Consider the following 19425-nt stretch of genomic DNA (forward strand, 5'->3'; position numbering starts at 1 on the left):
AACATCTTAAACTTGATGGTTCTTTAAAGAGCTGAGCTCTAATTTATGTGTATAGCCAAACGGATGCGTCTTTTTATACACTTTCTTTAGCATTCGAGGACTAACATGGGTATAAATTTGAGTAGTGGATATATCAGCATGTCCTAGCATTTCTTGAATAAAGCGAATATCCGCACCATTTTCCAACATTAATATAGCTGTTGAACGCCTCAAAAGGTTACAAGCGCCACGACGATTTATCCCTGTTTTCTTCATATACTTATTAACTAAATACGTTAATTGATGCTTACGGTATCGCTTGCCATCATTGGGTAAAAATAGAGCATTACCAGACTCAGGGATAGCCAATTTAGGCCGTATCAATTCAAAATAACGATTGATTTGATAGCAAGTTCTATACGAAATAGGAACCACTCGATCTTTATTACCCTTGGCATTTCTTATGACTAAAACCCTTTTCTCAAAGTCCACATCCTTTATGTCCAGATTAGCTAACTCCATGCAGCGCAAAGCGCCTCCCAAGTATACTTCTAATACTCCGATATCTCGAACACCTCTCCATCCACACAAAGATGCTTGAAATATCATTCGGTTGAACTCATCGAGTGTAAAGCTATCCGCAGGGATCACTCTGGATGTTTTAGGCAAAGGCAATCTTTCAGCAAAGTTAGCAGGAATAACTTCATGATAGTAAAGCCTAGATACGAATATCTTTACCGCCGTGAGCTTATTGCGGAGCGTTCCTCTACTTAAAGGTTGTTTAGTATTAGGCTGCCTATAAGAACTTAAATAGCGCCGATACTTTTCTATCAGGTGGATATCCACATCATCTATATTTATTGCTCCTTCAGAAATACAGAACCTAATAAAACCACCTATATTTGATTCTTTACCTTCTACTGTGCGAGAAGACTCCCCGCGTGCGAGGCAGTCTTCTAAATAAAACTTCAAGCACGCAAGAAGTGATGTGATATCAATCTTCGTCATTCATATAGTCCTTGAATGAGATCCCTAATGATACACAGGCATATTCAAGCTGGCTCCTAAATAGCTCATCCTCATCTGAGCCATTAGAAATAACCGATACTTTCTTTGTCGGAAATTGATGTAACAAATCATAGTAGGTATCTTCAGTAGCACCATTGCTAACAATGGCTACCGTATTATCGTACCCAGCTTGAATCATCTTTAAAGCAGTTAATGCACAACTAGTAACGTTAATATGCTCATAGATATCGGCTGCTCGTTTATTAACCATAGCAATACCTTTCCTGCTCCATAAGATTGGGCGAGACCTTAATTTCTTAGTTTTATGATCAACCCAGTAGGTTACAACCCCATAAAAAAGAGAATTAATATCTAGCTCTACAGGGATAATAAATGCCTTTGAGAACGTAAACCGCCCTATGTCATTTAACAACCCCAGGCGCTGCATCGCACCACGTTCATATCCACCTTCAAATGAGTCTCGATGTGGCAAATGTTTCAGGTAAGAGCCATCGGTATATCCCATTGAGAATTGATCGACCAAATTAAAGTCATGGATCCCCAGCTCATCAAGTTTATCTATGGCATCCAAGCTTTCCCGGAGAGCTTGATGACTGAAACTGCAAAACCTTTGGCCGGAGCTCAAGTCCAAGCTATCAGGTTCGTATTGCTGTAGAAAAATATCCGTAGGGGGAAATTTCATTTGAGTTCGACGGATAGAACCATTAGCTTTTGAAATAATATTCATATCTTTACCTCCTAATATTAATCTGCGGTGCGGCGTGATTTACCTGAAAGTTTAACGATGTGAGCTCGACTTATAATGCGATCTACTAAGGCGTCACCTATAGTTTTATCGCCAATGTAATCACGCCATTTTTCGTGAGGTAGCTGGGAAGTAATAATCAAAGAACCTTTTTGAGAGCGGTCTTCAACTATTTCCAATAAGTCTTGTCGTGCACGAGCAGTAAGCGGTGTAAGACCGAAATCATCCAACACCAAGATGGGAATTTTAGATAAGTAGCTACGGTACTTAAGATGATTACCTTCGCTACGTTTGATTTCCAAAGTATCTAACAACTCAGGAACTCGCAGCCACAGTACTCGCTTTTTCATTTTAATAGCCAGAATTGCTAGTGCCGATGCTATCCAGCTCTTTCCAACACCTGTAGCCCCCTCTAAAATGATATGCTGTAAAAGTTCAATCCAGTTCCCTTGTGTGAGTAACTGCAACTGCTCCTTGTTCTCATATCTCTCTGCGTCAAAATGAATATCACTAATATCAGCTGTTATTTCTTTAATTTTTGAGCGGTTTATCGCGCTTTGAAATGCGACTTTTTCATTATGGGCTAGTTGGGCACTAAAGTAATAAATTAGCAGCTCTTCGAAGCTCATTTGATGCCTGTCCGTTCGCTTCATATCCTGTTGGTAGAGAGACTTGACTATATGTAGTTTTAACGCCTCTAATAGTTTGATTAGTTCGGAGCTATTCATAATTGTATTCCTCTGTTTGAGAAGTCAGAATCTGGACGAATGTTATGATGAGTTGGTAATTGATAATTCTCATCGATCTCGATAAGCCAAGGTTTGGTACGCATTAATGACTCAATATCCGTAGCAGAAATGCTTAATCGGCCTTGTGAAATAGCATAATTACAAGCTTTCAAAAATATTGGCTGCTCATTCGTATCATCAAAGAGCTTTCGGATATTGCTACACTTATCAGCTGCCACTTTATTGATAGGCTCTTTACCTACATAAGCCAACTCAACAATAGTGATAAGCGATGAAGAGATACCGGCTGCCCAATGTAAATAGTCGTTTTTGCACGCTCCCCAGCGCTTGTAGTTTTCTGGTAAATGACTATCAATATATGTAAAGCCTCCATCTTGATAACTGCGTTTATGTGTAATGAAAGCCTTTTCATCTTCGTTAATAAAGTATACGAAATCGCTGTTGTATTTAGTTTCGAGCTTCTTACCAAAAAAATCACGGGGAACAGAGTAATAATGCCCCTCAACTATTAAGTAACAATCTCGGCCAACAACTCTAGCCTTCATCCATTCAAAATATTGAAATGGTGTCTTTGGAAGCGGCTTTAATTTTGATTTATCATGCTGTTCAAATCGGATATTGCGTGAATCACCGCCTTTACTACTACGCTCATTGAGTTCGAAAACCTTTTGAGAAATGAAACTTTGCACTTCATCTAGACTAAAGAATTTCAACTTGCGCATATCAGTAAAAATTCGTTCGTTGAATATTCTTACCGCACGCTCCACGCGAGCTTTGTCTTGAGGCTTCCTGGGACGGGCATTCATGATGATACAACCGTAGTGTTTGGCCATTGCCTCATAAATGCGGTTGAGCTGTCGTCGCTTACCCGCTTTTATAACGGCAGCCTTAACATTGTCGCAAACGACTATCTCTGGAACGCCTCCATAGAAAATAAACATAGCCACATGAGCTTTAATCCACTCTCGCGTGGACTGATTACGGCACGCAAAGGCAAAGATTTTCCCACTATCATCTATAGTGGCAACAAAAATGGATAAGTGTACCTTTTCACCATTGGTGTCGATGTACCAAGGTTGAGAACCAGCAAAATCAACTTCAATAAGATAACCTGGATACCGACGTAGTTTAGAGGTCAAGTTACGTTTTAATCGCTCTTTCTTTACTAACTTAAAGAAACTAGAGCGTTTATAACCGTTTGGATAGATTTCTTGATACTTCTCAAATTCCTTTTGAATAGTGCCATATTTTTTCTCTGTTTCTTTTAGAATAAGATCCCAATCAGGTTCATATTCTTTCTTATATTGCTTAGTAGTTTCATAAAATATTTCTTTCCACTCTTCAGTTGTCTTTTTATCTAACTCAGCGACTGTTAATCCTGAGGATTTAAACTTATCGTAGTAATCGTACACTGTAGTAGGACTAACAGAGCAGAATTCAGCTATTTGATTACAACTAAAAGCCGATTTTTCAAAAAAATTAAACATCCTCAAGAGGATAGCCCGTTCTATTTTCATAGCACTTCCCTCCATTTCAAGTTGAACTAATTTGAATTTCTTTAGTGTCGCTAAAATCTCGTTTACGAACCTCATTTTTATACCTTTTGTAGAACTGAGATTTTGAGAAACCATTTGGATGTATTCGATGGTATTCACACCATATTTGGTAAAGGGTTACTTTTTTAGACTGCTGACCAAGCCTGTTAACACTTGGACAGCTAATGCTTTTAGTTGGATTTTCTAAATTGTTTGATTTCATTGGGCAATACCTCTTTTGTACTGTGTAAGACACAGTATTACTAAGCAAGACAACGCCTTACTTTGGTTACTAAAAAGAGGTGAGCGCGTGCTTGACAAGCCACGCATAGAACAGGAAAATGAATATGTCAGGGCTCTGAGCTATGACAAATTCGAAGGCCGCTTGATATTGCAGTATCAAAGCGGCTTTTCCTTTTCAGGACTCACCGTTAAAACATTTAAGATTCAAGATTTTCTTCGGCCTCAATTCTTTTCTTAGCAAGAAAATGAGCAACATCTTTTGTTAAAGCAAACTTCCCTTTTCTATGTTCTATAGAAAAAATATGAACAGGTAATTGTTTACGAGTCAATGCTTGATTAAGGGCATACATAGATTTATAGCCTATTGCTTTCATAAGTGCTTCGCCGCTTAGGAGCATTCCGTAGCGATCGAATAATTGTGATTCCAGCTCTTTTTCAAGCTCTACAAGTTTATTTTTCAAAGACATTAACCAAATCTAATTGAATCCACCGTTTAGTTTGTAACAGCTCGTCTTTGACATCAATAATTTGTCTGGTAAGTTTAATTAGACTTTTTCTACCCTATGAAAATTAAAATTGCTTTAAAAACAATGCCTTATCAAAGACTATGTTTTCAGTATAAAGATGAAACTAAGATTAGCCGAGTAAATGTACTCCAAAGTCGTACTTGGTCTGATCTTGTGATCCCAAAAGATCCTAAAGAAAGGAACAAATGGGACGCCATGTACATATCTCATAATGGCAAAACAACAGGAACAGCAAAACAGTGGAAAATCTATGCCCGAATTGCATCGAAAATGCTAGTAAACAGGATTAACAAAAGAAAACCTGGTACTGGAGACTTTTATTTTTTAATACTATTCCCGTTACTCAGAAACAAAGACTACTCACCTGGAGAAGTGCGAGGGTTAATAAGGCCTTTTCTATCAAGTGAGCCTACTTTGCATAATCATAAATATACTGCTTTCAGTTTCAAAAAATTTGAAAATGTCAAAAAACTTTGCTGTAGCGATAGATATATTTATATGTTCACCTGTAAGTTAGCAGAACTAAGAATGGCTGAAACTGATTGCTATTATAAATATCACTATCAACTAATGAATGAGATTTATTTTGAATATTGCTTCCTAGCCAGAACAAGATACTTTAAAAAACATTCAGCTTTACTCTATAAAATACTTAGGATTTTACAAAAAAGGCATACCACTACGCGCACCTACTTCGTACCCAATTTCAAAGTTATGCGAAAATATCTAAGAAAACAGCTCTATTATCCAAACTTCAATAATAACCTACCTCGCTTTAACCAATCGGAAGGACTTTGGATGCTTTCAAGGGATGCTGAGCGTGCATTGAGTTGTTCGCTAATACCTAGAGCAAATAATAAGTTCACAAGATAAAAGTTAAAGTGAAAGACTTAATTTCACTTGTCATTGGATTTTATCCATTACAAAATGGATTCAATATGTATTGAATGCTGGATTAGCAAATCAACTCAACTGGATTATACACTTGTAGAATCCACACTCTATCGAAAACCCGTCCACTTTGTACTGGATAATCAGTCCATTTATATAACAATAAAATCCACTCCAAAACTAAATAAATGGATGACATATTCCGTTATAGCCAATTATGCGATCACTACCTCCAATAAAACTTACAACGTTTTTATAAAGAAAAGACAAGACCTGTATTGAATAAAGAAAGATAGTCCCTATATAAATTAGAGAATTTTTATAAAAATTGAAGGAATAATGATGTCCACAAAACATATAGTTAAGTTTTATCCTGTTGGTAATGGCGATACAAGCCAAATCATCTTAGACAACGGCCGTAGAATTCTTATGGATTACCATCACCAAAAATCCAAAGAAGACGAGACATCTCCCGAAATAGACCTCAAAAAAAAGTTAAAACATGAATTAGATACTGCTGATAGAGATAACTTTGACGTTGTTGCTTTTACTCATGCGGACAAAGATCACATTTCTGGGAGCACTGACTTTTTTGAGCTCCAGCATGCAAAGAAGTATCAAGGTGGGGATAGAGTAAAGATTGACGAACTCTGGGTTCCAGCAGCTATGTTATTAGAAGAGGCTGACAACGATCATCAGTCAGACGAGTTTGTAATTTTACGCCAAGAGGCTAGACATAGATTACTTGAAGGTAAGGATATTTTAGTTTTTTCTAAGCCAAAAGCGTTAAAAGAGTGGCTAGAACCAATATTAGAAGAAAGAGGCGAGAGTATTGATTCTCGTGATCATCTTTTTGTTGATGCTGGAACTGTAGTCAACAGTTTTACTCTATCAAAAGATGGGGTTGAATTTTTCTGTCACTCCCCTTTCATTAAACATTGCGATGATGGTGATATTGTTCGAAACTCTGCGTCCTTAATATTCAATATAAGGTTTGATGCTGATGGAGAAAAGTATGATTACTTAGCTATTGGCGATACTGAATGGGAAGACTTAGAAGAAATCGTCACTATCACGAAAAGGCATAAAAATGAAGATAGGCTTGCTTGGAATCTATTTAATGTACCTCATCACTGCAGCTACTTAGCCCTCAGCGATGAAAAAGGAGAAAAAGAAACCATACCAAAGCCATTAATTCAAGAATTGTTACTAAAAGGGGCTAAAGATTCATACGAAGTTAGCTCAAGTCGCCCTATCGATGACTCAAAGGAAGGTCAAGAACAAACTCAACCACCACATATTCAAGCAAAAAAAGCTTATGAAAAATATTTAGAAGAAGTAAAAGGAAGAAGATTCTTAGTGACAATGGAAGAACCCAATGTAGATAAGCCTAAGCCTCTTGAGTTTGAGATTTCAAAAGGCGGAGTCATATGGAAAAGAAACACTAAAGCTGGAGCTGCAGCTATAGTTACCACTACACCTCCAAGGGCTGGCAAATGCAAAGCAAGTATTATGAATTAAAAAATGCAGTGCAGGTATCTGGAAGCCAAGGCCTTAAGATACCTTCAGCAAGAAATATTGCTACTGCCATACAATCTAATAGAGACTACCAAGTTATTGATTTATTAAGTCATTCAGAAGATGGCAGCTTAAAATATGAGTATATCGTGGTTGATGTCGAGTGTGATGAGGTTCTTCCAAATAACAGTCCAGGAATTGAATTTAAAGAGCGCTTAGCTTTACGTGTATCAAAAGATCCAAGAAAATTAGTAGAAGTTTTGGCTTTGCGCAAAGACTTCCCTATTTTAATGCATCAAAACCAAGTTCCTTATAACTCTCCTGCAAGCCTGTGTTTATATTTTGAACCTGCTGTTTCAGTTATGAGAACGTGGACACCTCATAAATTTCTACGAAGAATACAGTGGTGGTTGATAAATAGTGCTAATGAAGAGTTGCATGTAGCTGATCAACCTTTAGAGCAGTTATTTTTCCAGAGCATTTATGAATTAGTAATTCCCATTGATTTTAAAGACAAAAAAAGCAAAAACTTTATTGCGCATCGAAGTCATCAAAGATTAAACGGTGGCTTTAGTTTTATATTAACTGAGGATATGTCAACACAAAGCAATGTAAATCTGCTTTATATTGAGTTGCCAACAATTGTTCATGATCGTATTGAGGGTGAACCTCAAAATTTAGGTGAGTTACAACAAATATTAAGTAATAGACAAATTGACTTAATTGAACACATAAACTCGTCTGTTGCTCAATTAGTAGATGCGAATGGAATAGGAATAGACAAGGATAATAACCAAGCAATATTATTATTACGTATACCAATAAGCCGTGATCAAGATAATGGACCTGAACGAATAACATATCGAGCTTTTTTATTTCTCAAAGGAGTATATGAACTAGGATATAACACAGGTGCTCTGATACAACATGATGGAAAGTATTACCAGTATACGCCTATAGCTGATCAAGCTCCTTCAACTTTAGATTGGGAAAACTTACCATTACTACCGATGCAGGTTCTTTGGGAAAATAATCACGATTCAGCGAGACTACAATCAGGAATATCGGAAAAGGGGCCTAAATCAGCACTTATTGGAGTCGGGTCGTTAGGGAGTGCTTTGCTTAATCTGTGGCATAGAAGCGGCTGGGGACACTGGACTATCATTGATAATGATCATATCAAACCACATAACTTATCAAGACACACAGCATTCTTTTGTAACATAGGACAACCAAAAGTTGATGCTGTTTCAGAACTACAAGCTGCTTCAAGAAGAGACACAGAAGTTCAGCCTATATTAGCTGATGCAACTGACCTCGACACTACGATTTCTGAAAGACTCAGTGATCTTGACTTGGTTATTGATGCATCAACCACGTTAGAATACCCTCGAATTGCCAGTAATATAGATAAATATCCACGGCATGCATCTACATTTGTAACTCATAACGGATGCTCTTCAGTTCTTCTTTTTGAAGATGAGTCTAGAACAATTCGTCTTAGGACATTAGAAGCTCAATATTATAGAGCATTAATTCAAAATAAGTGGGGAAAAGATCATCTAGGAGGAGTAACCTCTACTTTTTGGAGTGGAGCAGGATGTCGTGATATTTCCTTAGTAATGCCTTACTCTAGTGTGCTTGTCCACGCAAGTAATTTGGCAGAACAGATCCAAATCAAAACTATCAATAAAGAAGCATCTATTTGCATTTGGGAACGCAATTCTAAAAGCGGAGAAATAGCTATTCATGATATTGAGCCCCATAAAGAGAACTGTATCCAGAAAGATGGATATAGTGTGTTTTATGACGACGGTATAGAGGAAACAATAAAGGAGTTGAGGCAACAACAACTGCCAGATGAAACTGGCGGTATACTCTTAGGATATTTTGATCTAAACATAAATACTATTGTAATTGTAGATGTGCTTCCTGCGCCACCTGATAGTAAAGGCTCAAAAAGTTCATTTGAAAGAGGTGTTTCGGGATTAGAGGAACAAGTTCAAGAGGCCTCCAAAAGAACGGCTGGGATTGTAACTTATATTGGAGAGTGGCATAGTCATCCCGACGACTGCTCTACAGCCCTTAGCAATGATGATATTGTTCAACTATCCTATCTTGCGGAAAAAATGAAAGAAGATGGGTTACCAGTCATTTCATTAATTGCAAATAAGGATGACTTAGGTATTTATATAGGAGAGCTTTATTAATATGTTGGTTAATAAACCTAAAGAGATTGCATTAGCTTTATCTGGCGGAGGAGTAAGAGCTATGGTTTTTCATTTAGGGGTTATTAAATTCTTAGCTGAAGAAAACTTATTAGAACGAGTATCCAATGTTTCCACCGTCTCCGGCGGTAGCTTATTAATTGGCTTATTACTACAAAATAATAAAATGAGCTGGCCTACTTCTCAAGATTTCATTCAAAGATCTTTACCTTATTTCCAAGAAAATCTATGCACCAGAAATATGATGACAGATATTCTCTTACAACTCCGGTATCCTAAAAATTGGAAATATCTTTTTTCAAGAGCAAATCTACTATCGAAAGCACTGAAAACAAATTGGGGAGTTAATGCGCAGTTATCCGAGCTTCCATCAAAGCCAGAGATATCCATAAATGGAACTACCGCTGAAACAGGTAAGAGATTTCGATTTAAAAAGGAAAACATTGGCGAGTACGTATTGGGGTATTCAGCATCTGAAAAATTCAGCTTGTCAGATGCTTTAGCTGTATCAGCTGCTTTTCCAGGAGGAATTGGACCTCTTGTAATAGAGGCGTCAAAAAAAAGCTGGTTTAAAAGAAAATGGGGAGAGCCCATAGAAAAAAATTCGGAGGTAGTCTTGCCGTATAAACGCCTCCACCTATATGATGGTGGCGTTTACGACAACTTAGGAATTGAGCCTTTCTTTGATAATGGTAATCTAGAAAAGAAGCCATTACTAAACGCTGAAACTAAAATTATTGTATCTGATGCAGGAGCTCCCCTAGTAGACGGCTTTTCATTATCTAAACTAAACCCAAAAAGATTGAAAAGAGTTGCAGACATTATGTCTGAACAATCAAGAGCACTACGAGTGAGATCTTTTATGAGCTACCTTAATAAAGGTAATAATGGAGCTTATTATTGTATTAAAGAGTCTATTAGTAATCTTGGTGATTGTGAATCAGCAAGTTTTGCCTCAAACTTTCCCACAACTCTAAGAAAGTTAAAAAACAAAGAATTTGAAACTTTACTTAACCACGGATATCAAGTTGCTAAGAAAATCAGCTCTCGAGATTAATATATTCACAACTTAATATTACAATAAGTCACACCGTAACTAATAAATAAAGCGGTTTAAATTAGTAATCTTAAGCAAAAAAAACCTGCGCATTGCAGGTTCTTAAATTATGAAACGTGACATTTCCACTCTAATTCCGTGGTGTGAGAGGTTCCATATGCAAATGATATAGATCTTTCCCTGATTATTCAACGCTACCGATATTAACTCTACTTTTAAAAAACTTGTTGCACATATTAAAACTTCCTATATGAAAATAGTTTTGAGATAATAAGATCAAGAAAAACACCTGATTTTTATTATCTATAACAAAATGAAAAACTCATTGATAGCAATTTTTCCATATAAGTATGAAGGTACATGGGTCTTTGATGACGAGCACTTCGACCTCGTTAAAGAGCCTTTTGTATTTGGAATTCCTGAAATGATAGAGGAACTAGTTACTGAAGTTGAAAATGCAGAAAAAGGTTTTAAGCTTATTTTCTCACAAAAACCTTTCCCTGGTTTTCAAATGAAGATTAATTGGTTGAGAGAGGAATGCGAAGGAAACTGGTATGAATTGGAAGGTACTAATGAAGAAGGCTGGTTATGTCCAGCCTTAATGCATTACTTTGAAAGCCCGCCAATTCATATTTATGCTAAGGCAGAAACTAAATAGTTATTTAGTACCTAATGGAAACATTCTCAAAATACTCATAAGACCAAACATTTCTGCGCCTGACGGAGCCCATACCAAAACATCTTCATTTATTAAATGTAAGAAATTTGAATGTCTTTTGATCTCTTCTTGAGTAGCATTTTGGGGATGAAATACTTCTATGTCTTTAGCAATTAAATCTAAACTAGCAGAGTGTATCTCATCGTTAAAAAATGAATAAATATTTTCGACACCTAATACTGTCCAAGTATATTTATTATTAACAAAAGCCAAAACAAGCTCTTCATCCTCAATCCTTAATTTCTCTAAAATTAAGGATTTGATAGTTGGAGACAAACTTGAAAACAGTTCAGCAGACTTATCAAATAAGTCATGCTTACCAGCTTTCCATAAAATCCGTTCTTTATACCTTTCGTATTTATCTATTACTTTCGTCATAAGTCATAATCCAATATATAATCAGAGCCCTTAACATCACTCAATCTAACTTTACCGCCAACAAAAGTCCTTCCAGCACTAGCTTTTTTAAATAAAACTCTATCAAGTCCCGTATTCGCTATGAAGCCTGTTTGTACTTGAATACTTTTAGCTCCACTAGCTCTTAACGCATCCTTCATTGCTAACAAATCATTAGGGTTTAAACTATCCGTCAAATTTATTTTGATATGGGCTACACCATCTATTATCTTAACAGAGCCCAAATCAACACCCAGTCGTTTCGCTGCACCTCGTAAGTTTTCTAAACCTTTTGTTCCTTTTAATCCAGCAGATGCTGCATCACCTACAAAAGGCAAAATTCCTAATACTGCTCCACCTATATTAACAGCTGAAGGATCATTAGCAGCATCATAAATTGCTTTTATATCTCCTACTATCGGGGTTATATCGACCAAAAACTCCGGCGAGGCACCACTACCTACAGGCATTCCTCCTGCATCTTTTTGCTTACTGCTATAATTACAGCCAGAACGGTTTGCCCTACCACAGCCACCTTTTTTAGATGTACCACCAGAAACATATGTGTACGATCTAGTCCTTCCATCTTTAGTTACATCTATATAGCCTCTTTTATTTTTTTCAATAGTGGTTTCACTACCGTCCTTGCCTTTAATTATAATTTTCTCACCTTTTTGAGCTCTTTTAAGTAGCTCTTCAATAGTAACTTTTTTCTTCTCTTTTTCACCTTTACCATTGTCATCTTCGGGATCTGGTTTCTCTGGCTGTTCAGGGCCTCCAGTCCCACATTCCATAACTGTACCGCCACAATTTGCGGTATAGCCGGTAGGGTCTGTCCCCGCCAAAGGATTATTCATAATATATGAATATGGATTCATAGATTGTGAGTTACCAGGTGCTTGAATCACAGGGTCGACTGAGAGGAATCGTCCTAAGTTATAGTCATATGCTCTGCCATTCATATGAATGAGTTCATGGTCATCCAAATGCTCATGGTCAGTGAAGCCGCGCTCAGTGGTTCGGTTCATTTGCGTTAAGCCAGTGATACTGGTGAAGGTATTTTGGCTTGGCTCAACAAAGTCACCTTTACGCGGTTTACCAAATGGGTCAAAACTGCGGTGCTCTTTTAAGTTACCCATATGGTCAGTTATGGTCACCACTGAGCCTAAGCGGTCACGATGGGTAAAACCAATCTCCCAAGTGGAGTTCTTCTTAGTTTGAATGGCCACATCACCAATATAGTGCTTGTACTTGGTAGTACTGCCCTGCACTTCTTTTTCTAAAAGCTTATCAATGTAGTAAGTGGTGATAGTGCCACCAGCTGCTCCAGTCTTGACCTGCTTATAACGCATCAAATCAACACCGTAAGAGAAGCCCGAAGTGATGTTACCCTTCTTAATGGTTAACGGCTTGTTGAACTCGTTATAAGTGATGATTTTTTCTTGCGCCGTTTGTCTAACACCTGAAGCGTTATACACCAATTGATTTTTTAAATTGCCATTATTGTCGTAATAATACGTCATTGAACCTAAGTTATTAGGACGGACGATTCGACTCACCGCATTAGGCCCAGCCTTACGAACATCTTTACCTAAAACGCCATAGGTATAAGTATTGGCGTAATCCGACTTCTTAGTGAAGTTACCCACTGCATCGTAGTTGTAAGTGATGGTGTTGTACTGACCAGTAGTATTTAAAGTACGGTCACTTTGAATCAAACGGTGTAAGCTATCGTATTGATAGTCTTCACTGTTGGAAACGCCATTCGAAGCAATCATCACCTGCATGTTGAGGTTACTGAAATCATCGTACGAATAAGTCAACTCATGCAAGCGAGTAGCACCTGAAGTCTTCTGCGACTTAATCATGGTCATCTGAGCAGTCGCTGGGTCGTAACTCGCCGTTTGAGTCATAACGCCATGCCCCATCCACTGACTGGTGACTTTACCGTGATTATCCAAGTCTTTAATCTCTTGGTATACATAACCACCGTTAGCATTCTTAACCCTAGACATGTAACCCTGAGGGTTGTAGTCATAAGCGAGGGTTAAGCCCGTGGTGTTGTATTTCATGCCCTTAGGGCGGCCAAAGTTGTTATCGACGTAGTGAATAATGTCGTAATCGGTGAAGCTGCCACTTTCGTTATGACGATACTTGGTTTGAGTTTCGTAGAGCTTACCGCCAGTAGTTTTGCCGTAATAATGATACTTCACGCGAGCATTGGCGGTAGAAGGTCCATCATAAGACCAGCGCAACAAGCCTTGGTAATTTGCAACATTCCCATTATCCCAATACCAGTAGCCTGAGCGTGTTCCATTGGTCCAGCGCTGGGTCATTCTGCCTAAGGTATCGTAGGAATAAGTTAACTCAGTTAAGTTTGCGTCCTTCTCTTTTTCCACTTCACCAAAGGTGTTGTACCAGAAGAATTTCTTACCCATGTTCGGGTCATCAACGTACTCCTTCTGACCTAAGGCGTTGTACTTGGCGTAGATAGGATTGCCGTTAGCATCTTGCAAGGTAATCGGATTACCGGTGCCATCGTAGGCATAGCGTGTGTAGTTGTTATGCGCATCTTTAGTCCAGACCAATTGACCCAAGCCGTTGTACTTACGAGCCATCAATAAACCGCCAGCATTGATGTTGGTTACAAAGCCATCGTATTGGTAAGTCGTAGGTAAATGACCGCCATCCGACTGTGGTGTTTGCTTCTTGGTTAAACGACCTAAGGCATCGTAAGAATTAAAGTAAGTATACTGCCAAGTCGTAACACCACCGTTTAAAGTGGCTTCATGAGTTTTCTGACCTTTGTTATTAAACTTATTCCAAGTGTAATACCAATGGTCATCTTCAAAATTACGCGTAATTGAATAGTTTTCTCTATTAAATCCATCGAAATATTTTAAGTTTCTTGGTGTGCCATTTTTTATAGTGTAAACACGATATTTCTTTTCTGGAAAACTAAAGCACCAAGCACTACCACCGTTCACCCCGCTACACCAATCATAGGCAACCCACTGAGTCGGCTCACCTGGAAGCTTAGTCGAACGGACTCGACCAAAGGCATCGTAGGTCATAGTTGTGACTTGACCATTAGGGTCAATCACTTTAGTTGCTTGACCATGAATTGGATCAACTTCAGTTGCCGTTACGTGTCCTTTTGAGTTGGTCACGCTATTAACGAAATAACCATCTGCTGTGTAAGTGGTCGACACATTACGGTCAGCCATATCGGCGCCCGTATAGTGCTCACCATCACTGATTACTGAGATAGGCAAACCATGAGAGTTGTAGGCAGTGTGCACTACCGAATCTAAACCAGCTGCCGTACCCTGACCTTGTGTCGCTATGGTTGTGATTTGTTTCGGCTTGCGGTGTGAATTATCAAATACGTACGTTGTCTTCACTTGTTTCTGGAAATCCGTACCCGATTGAATAGCTGCATAGTCAGTTGCTCGACCTGAAACAGCTTTAGTGGTGGTTAATGAATAATTCGGCTTACACAACCACCAACTAGAGGTGTTCGGAGTATGATAATAATTATTACTCACTGCCTCTGAACGATTAACATTACCTGGTTCATGACTGAACTTTCTTTCGTAGGTTTGACAACCATTAGTATCAAAAACAAAGTTTTGATAAGTATGATTAATCCAATCACTAACTGTCATTGCTTGGTTATGACCTGACTTGGTTAGGTAATCATAAGAAAACTGGTTATAAGGACTCACCCAATAACGGTTGACACTTGTTTGGCCATCGAAAACTTGAGCAGAGAAGTCTTCAGCAGCATTATCGACCGTTTGCTTTTTAACTCCATCACGCCACAAATCCCATTTGTAATAGGCTTTATTAATCAACCCAGAATTACAGGCCTCGCTACCTGAGCTGACTAAACATGTACGAGTCTGCTCCAGCTTACCCGCCAACGGGAACTTCTGATGGAAGTCTGATACCGAACGAATGTGCTTGTTGGAATCTACATCCGATAAATCATCTACGATTACCGAACGGAAACCTTGGAAGCCTCGACCTTGGCGGTTGTATACCGCTTCTCGATAACCGTATTGAGTTTTGTTAAAGCCACCTATACCATCACTTTTATCCATAGCACTAACCACATGCATCGAAGAACCAAAGTAGAAGTATTTACTATTAGGTTGCCCGCCAACATAACGTTGATTGTCCGCAGTTGGGACTTTGTATAATTGTAGATCTGAAGCACTACGACCTGCATTATGCGCAATAGGTGAGTATTGCCATTTAACGGTATTATCTAAACCATTGGTAATCGACTGAATACTATCCACTGCGCTATAAGTATTTGCGGTTGTTTTAGACGTAGTGTTGTATTTAATGACCAACTTTCCGGCATTAGGAGGAACTGGAGAAAAAGCGCCTACTGTAAAGTCATCGGATAAACCGCCACACCAATTTTTGTTACGGTTATCTATGCAGTAGCCCTTAGCCATTTTAATCACAAAGTCTACTAGACCATCACCATTAACATCTTTCACTTTAAATGATGCATGCTCGGCAGTATTTAAGGGGGCATTAACTACATCAGGAGTAACCGTTGATGAGAAACTTCCGTTAGAGTTTTGATCAAACTTCAGAACACTCCATTTAAATCGACGAACGTCTTTTGTAGCATAAAAGCCTTTGTCCGCTCGAACTTTCGGATCTGCGCTGACTTTATTAATAGTTCGATGCAGATTGTCATTACAAATCGGGGCTTCTGACACGTCTGGAATAACATGGGTGTAACAGAACCCATCTATAGCTTCAGTCGGCACTAAAATTTCATCTTTACCATCAGCATCATAATCAGCCACAATTGCTCCACCAAAATATGGTTGAGCTTTTGAGTACTGGCTTTGGTAAGTTAGAGGCTTTGCAGTTAGGTCTGTGTGGTTCCAAGTTTTTACAACAGCATAACCATCCCAATAGTGGGTTCCAACGGCTGTGCCTAAACTTTTTACCGCATCAAAGGTTCCATTACCTTTATTAATTCTGACTGCCCAATAAGGAGATGATGTACCTTCTACAGAAACATAATCTTGTAAGCCATCACCATTAATATCAGCCCAAGTAAAATAGTTATAAAACGTATTCGCAGGGAGGCCGAAGTTAGATGCGGACTGTTTTGGGCCGAAGCTTAAAACGCCAGAATTAGAAATAGAACCTAAGACGTATTTATTCACTTCCGCTTTAGACAATTCCGTTCGAAGCGACAAAACGATATCGCTAATTCCATCACCGTTAATATCTTGTATTGAATAACGCTCCCAAACCGTTGGTTCATAAGCGCCAGCAAAGAAACTACCGGTATCTAAATTGGTAACAATACCCCAATAGTTAAAGTTAGGGCTTGTGGCATTACCATTGTGTAAATAAAGGGCTAATTTTCTTTGCGAACCTTGAACGGTTTCAACCAACACATCTTGAAAACCGTCATTATTTACATCTGAGAATGTTGCTTCTGGACGCGGAGAAGTTGGATGTTTAGTCACTGTTATAGCACTAGGAAATGCTACTTCTACTCCCTTTATTTGACTACCATCTATCCAGTCATAAGTAATTCCGGTCGCTAAAAAAGTTTTATAGTTAGCATCTGAAATTTTTTGCCATTTAAGCTTAGCTCTTTCACTTTTACCGTTTAGATCTAAATCAACCGTTTGTCCTTCATAGACATAAGGATTATTGATTTGAATAGTATTTTGAGCATTACCGCTTTCGTCTTTGACAATCACAGTACTATAAGCTGGCAAGCCAAATAAATAAGAAAGAATACTTCTTTTTAATTTAATAAATTCTGGAATACCGTCGCCATTTAGATCCGCAGCATCCAAGTCGTCGTATGGCTCAAAATCGCCTAAATAAGTGGGGATGTTTTCACTAGAATGAGTAACAGAATCATCGTACCAATCAAATGTGGTTTCTGGTAAACAGTAAGTCCCGCCAGTTAGGCCACATTCAGTTACACCTTGAATTAAACTTCTTTGGCTGGTTCCACTGGCTGCGTAACGTAAACGGTACTCTCTAATATAACTAGATTGATATTGTGTTTGAACTTTTAATAAACGTTTACTGCTTTGAGTTAAACCTCCGGCTAAGTAGGAGCGGCTCACATCAGGTCGGTTGTCATAAATCATTCGAACGTGACGATCACCATCAGAACCATTAGAACCAGTATAGTGGATAGCTGTTAGAAGATGTTCACCATTTCCATAATTATTGTAATCGTAGGTGATCGTATTTTTTGATGGATCTTGTACTTCTGCAATTGCCCAAGTCAAAATTTGAGATTTGCCGCCAGCTTTATGTTGCGAATTACTGCTTAAGCCATATTTAGAAATTCGACCGTCTTTATGGTAAACGGTAAAATTGGATGATGAGTTAATATTACCTGACTGAACAACTTTAGCGAAATTATCTAACTCGGTTCGGTATACTGCTCCTGAAACTCCGTAGGTTCCAGAGGTTCTGATTAACCTCTGTCCATCTAAGCAAAGTTTATCTGACGCTGAATAATTAACACCTCGACTATAACCATCTTGAGCAAATGTCGCGCCACAACGATGAATGGATGAGCCCCCAGATAGTGACCAACCCACACCAGCTACGCCGTTGCTTGAGCGAGACGAGTAACCTAACGATACTGACGGCTGCATACCAGCACGTCCCGGCGGAATGACGATTGGGATATTGTAAGTCGCTGCACCGCCGGATACACCGCCAGAGCCCTCAAGCGCTCCAACATTAGTATTACCACTTAATACCGGCGTATCTCCCGACCATGCCGCATCAGGAACTGTGCCGCCGGTATTTTGCCAATTAATATTACCTTGAGGAATGCTTACCACGACATTCGAAGAGCCTTTGGCGCTGCCACATCCAGCTGAATTACAACCTCTGGCTTGATAGGCATAAGTACCGTTGATTTTACCTGAGATAGACTTAGTACGAGAAGCACCGTTACTTATCCAAGCACCCCAAGTACCATTAGTGGCTTCTCGGTATTGATAGGAAGCGGGGCTATTCGATGAAGCTCCCCAAGACACTGTATAAGCTCCATCAGTACTTGAAGAACCATCGCTAATTGTTATTGATGAGGGCGGCCCAGGAACAACGGGAATATTGACTACAACATTTGAGGAAGTCTTAGCACTGCCACAACCAGCGGAGTTACAACCTCTAGCTTGATAAGCATAAGTTCCGTTAGCTTTACCCGTTATAGATTTAATGCGAGAAGTGCCGTTACCAACCCAAGAACCCCATGTGCCATTGGTGGACTCTCGATACTGATAAGATGTTGGACTATTTGATGAAGCGCCCCAAGATACTGTGTAAGCGCCATCTGCGCTTGAAGAATCATCGCTTATTGATATCGAAGAAGGCGTCCCTGGAATTAAAACTACCGATACAGCTATTGAACCACTGGTTGTGGCATCACTGCATTGAGGGCTGGCTAAAGCGTGGCAGCCTTTCACTTGATATCGATAGGTACCCGTTGAGCGACCACTGATACTAACACTGGTGCCAATAACGGTATTCCAGCTTGGTGACCAAACGCCATTAACTTCCTCTCGCCATTGGTAGTTCGCGGCATGATTGGAAGTCGTCCAGCTAACAGTATAGTTTCCTGTAGAAGATGAGCTAGGAACTGTTACTGAACTAATTGGCCAAGGTTGCGGCTGACTGGGAATACCTCCTCCACCAGGAAAAGCATGAGTGAATTGAGTTAGTGACACTAGAAGCAGCGTCATCGAGTAGATAATACGTTTGGAATTCAACATCTTAATACCTTTAT

Annotated in this window: 12 protein-coding genes; 5 read left to right on the forward strand and 7 right to left on the reverse strand. The window is 38.9% G+C overall.

Annotated elements, in window-relative coordinates; all coding sequences use genetic code 11:
* Window positions 1-6: 6 nt before the first annotated feature.
* The 5 genes from GJS41_RS03910 to GJS41_RS03930 form a co-directional block, all read right to left on the reverse strand.
* The gene (locus GJS41_RS03910; protein ID WP_154246003.1) at window positions 7-987 is read right to left on the reverse strand and encodes a tyrosine-type recombinase/integrase; all 981 of its coding nucleotides are present in this window, start codon (window positions 985-987) and stop codon (window positions 7-9) included.
* Complete coding sequence (locus GJS41_RS03915) at window positions 974-1735, reverse strand: hypothetical protein (RefSeq protein ID WP_154246004.1); 762 nt, start codon at window positions 1733-1735, stop codon at window positions 974-976. The genes GJS41_RS03910 and GJS41_RS03915 overlap by 14 nt, the downstream gene beginning before the upstream one ends.
* A gap of 17 nt (window positions 1736-1752) precedes the next feature.
* Window positions 1753-2481: an ATP-binding protein gene (locus tag GJS41_RS03920; protein ID WP_154246005.1), complete on the reverse strand. Its 729-nt coding sequence runs from the start codon at window positions 2479-2481 to the stop codon at window positions 1753-1755.
* Entirely contained in the window at window positions 2478-4019 is a 1542-nt protein-coding gene (gene istA, locus GJS41_RS03925; RefSeq protein ID WP_195758336.1) for an IS21 family transposase, read from the reverse strand. The genes GJS41_RS03920 and istA overlap by 4 nt, the downstream gene beginning before the upstream one ends.
* A 458-nt stretch (window positions 4020-4477) precedes the next feature.
* A complete protein-coding gene (locus GJS41_RS03930; protein WP_154246007.1) occupies window positions 4478-4747 on the reverse strand; it encodes a hypothetical protein in 270 nt (89 codons plus the stop codon).
* A 96-nt stretch (window positions 4748-4843) separates the two neighbouring features.
* On the opposite strand from GJS41_RS03930, the gene GJS41_RS03935 reads away from it, so the two are divergent.
* From GJS41_RS03935 to GJS41_RS03955, 5 genes are all read left to right on the forward strand, one after another.
* Entirely contained in the window at window positions 4844-5680 is an 837-nt protein-coding gene (locus GJS41_RS03935; RefSeq protein WP_154246008.1) for a hypothetical protein, read from the forward strand.
* A gap of 360 nt (window positions 5681-6040) precedes the next feature.
* Window positions 6041-7219, forward strand: a complete 1179-nt coding sequence (locus GJS41_RS03940) for a hypothetical protein (RefSeq protein WP_154246009.1) — start codon at window positions 6041-6043, stop codon at window positions 7217-7219.
* Window positions 7195-9426 carry a ThiF family adenylyltransferase gene (locus tag GJS41_RS03945; RefSeq protein ID WP_154246010.1) on the forward strand — a complete coding sequence of 744 codons (2232 nt, stop codon included), beginning with the start codon at window positions 7195-7197 and terminating at the stop codon, window positions 9424-9426. The genes GJS41_RS03940 and GJS41_RS03945 overlap by 25 nt, the downstream gene beginning before the upstream one ends.
* 1 nt (window position 9427) lies before the next feature.
* A complete protein-coding gene (locus GJS41_RS03950; protein ID WP_154246011.1) occupies window positions 9428-10501 on the forward strand; it encodes a patatin-like phospholipase family protein in 1074 nt (357 codons plus the stop codon).
* 313 nt (window positions 10502-10814) lie between these two features.
* Window positions 10815-11159 carry a DUF6717 family protein gene (locus tag GJS41_RS03955; RefSeq protein ID WP_154246012.1) on the forward strand — a complete coding sequence of 115 codons (345 nt, stop codon included), beginning with the start codon at window positions 10815-10817 and terminating at the stop codon, window positions 11157-11159.
* Here the strand turns inward: GJS41_RS03955 and GJS41_RS03960 are convergent, their stop codons facing one another.
* Together GJS41_RS03960 and GJS41_RS03965 are read right to left on the reverse strand one after the other, a co-directional pair.
* Window positions 11160-11597, reverse strand: coding sequence for a hypothetical protein (locus GJS41_RS03960; RefSeq protein WP_154246013.1), 438 nt, complete (start codon window positions 11595-11597; stop codon window positions 11160-11162).
* Window positions 11594-19411 (reverse strand): RHS repeat-associated core domain-containing protein, encoded by a 7818-nt coding sequence (locus GJS41_RS03965; protein ID WP_154246014.1) that lies wholly within the window; start codon window positions 19409-19411, stop codon window positions 11594-11596. The genes GJS41_RS03960 and GJS41_RS03965 overlap by 4 nt, the downstream gene beginning before the upstream one ends.
* Window positions 19412-19425 lie beyond the last annotated feature (14 nt).

It is taken from the genome of Kangiella sp. HZ709 (assembly GCF_009674675.1).
Lineage (GTDB): Bacteria > Pseudomonadota > Gammaproteobacteria > Enterobacterales > Kangiellaceae > Kangiella.

What these genes read in the sequence shown, in the direction of transcription:
- GJS41_RS03910 (WP_154246003.1), bottom strand. Translation starts at nt 987, where the DNA reads ATGACGAAGATTGATATCACATCACTTCTTGCGTGCTTGAAGTTTTAT.
- GJS41_RS03915 (WP_154246004.1), bottom strand. Translation starts at nt 1,735, where the DNA reads ATGAATATTATTTCAAAAGCTAATGGTTCTATCCGTCGAACTCAAATG.
- GJS41_RS03920 (WP_154246005.1), bottom strand. Translation starts at nt 2,481, where the DNA reads ATGAATAGCTCCGAACTAATCAAACTATTAGAGGCGTTAAAACTACAT.
- istA (WP_195758336.1), bottom strand. Translation starts at nt 4,019, where the DNA reads ATGAAAATAGAACGGGCTATCCTCTTGAGGATGTTTAATTTTTTTGAA.
- GJS41_RS03930 (WP_154246007.1), bottom strand. Translation starts at nt 4,747, where the DNA reads ATGTCTTTGAAAAATAAACTTGTAGAGCTTGAAAAAGAGCTGGAATCA.
- GJS41_RS03935 (WP_154246008.1), top strand. Translation starts at nt 4,844, where the DNA reads ATGAAAATTAAAATTGCTTTAAAAACAATGCCTTATCAAAGACTATGT.
- GJS41_RS03940 (WP_154246009.1), top strand. Translation starts at nt 6,041, where the DNA reads ATGTCCACAAAACATATAGTTAAGTTTTATCCTGTTGGTAATGGCGAT.
- GJS41_RS03945 (WP_154246010.1), top strand. Translation starts at nt 7,195, where the DNA reads ATGCAAAGCAAGTATTATGAATTAAAAAATGCAGTGCAGGTATCTGGA.
- GJS41_RS03950 (WP_154246011.1), top strand. Translation starts at nt 9,428, where the DNA reads ATGTTGGTTAATAAACCTAAAGAGATTGCATTAGCTTTATCTGGCGGA.
- GJS41_RS03955 (WP_154246012.1), top strand. Translation starts at nt 10,815, where the DNA reads ATGAAAAACTCATTGATAGCAATTTTTCCATATAAGTATGAAGGTACA.
- GJS41_RS03960 (WP_154246013.1), bottom strand. Translation starts at nt 11,597, where the DNA reads ATGACGAAAGTAATAGATAAATACGAAAGGTATAAAGAACGGATTTTA.
- GJS41_RS03965 (WP_154246014.1), bottom strand. Translation starts at nt 19,411, where the DNA reads ATGTTGAATTCCAAACGTATTATCTACTCGATGACGCTGCTTCTAGTG.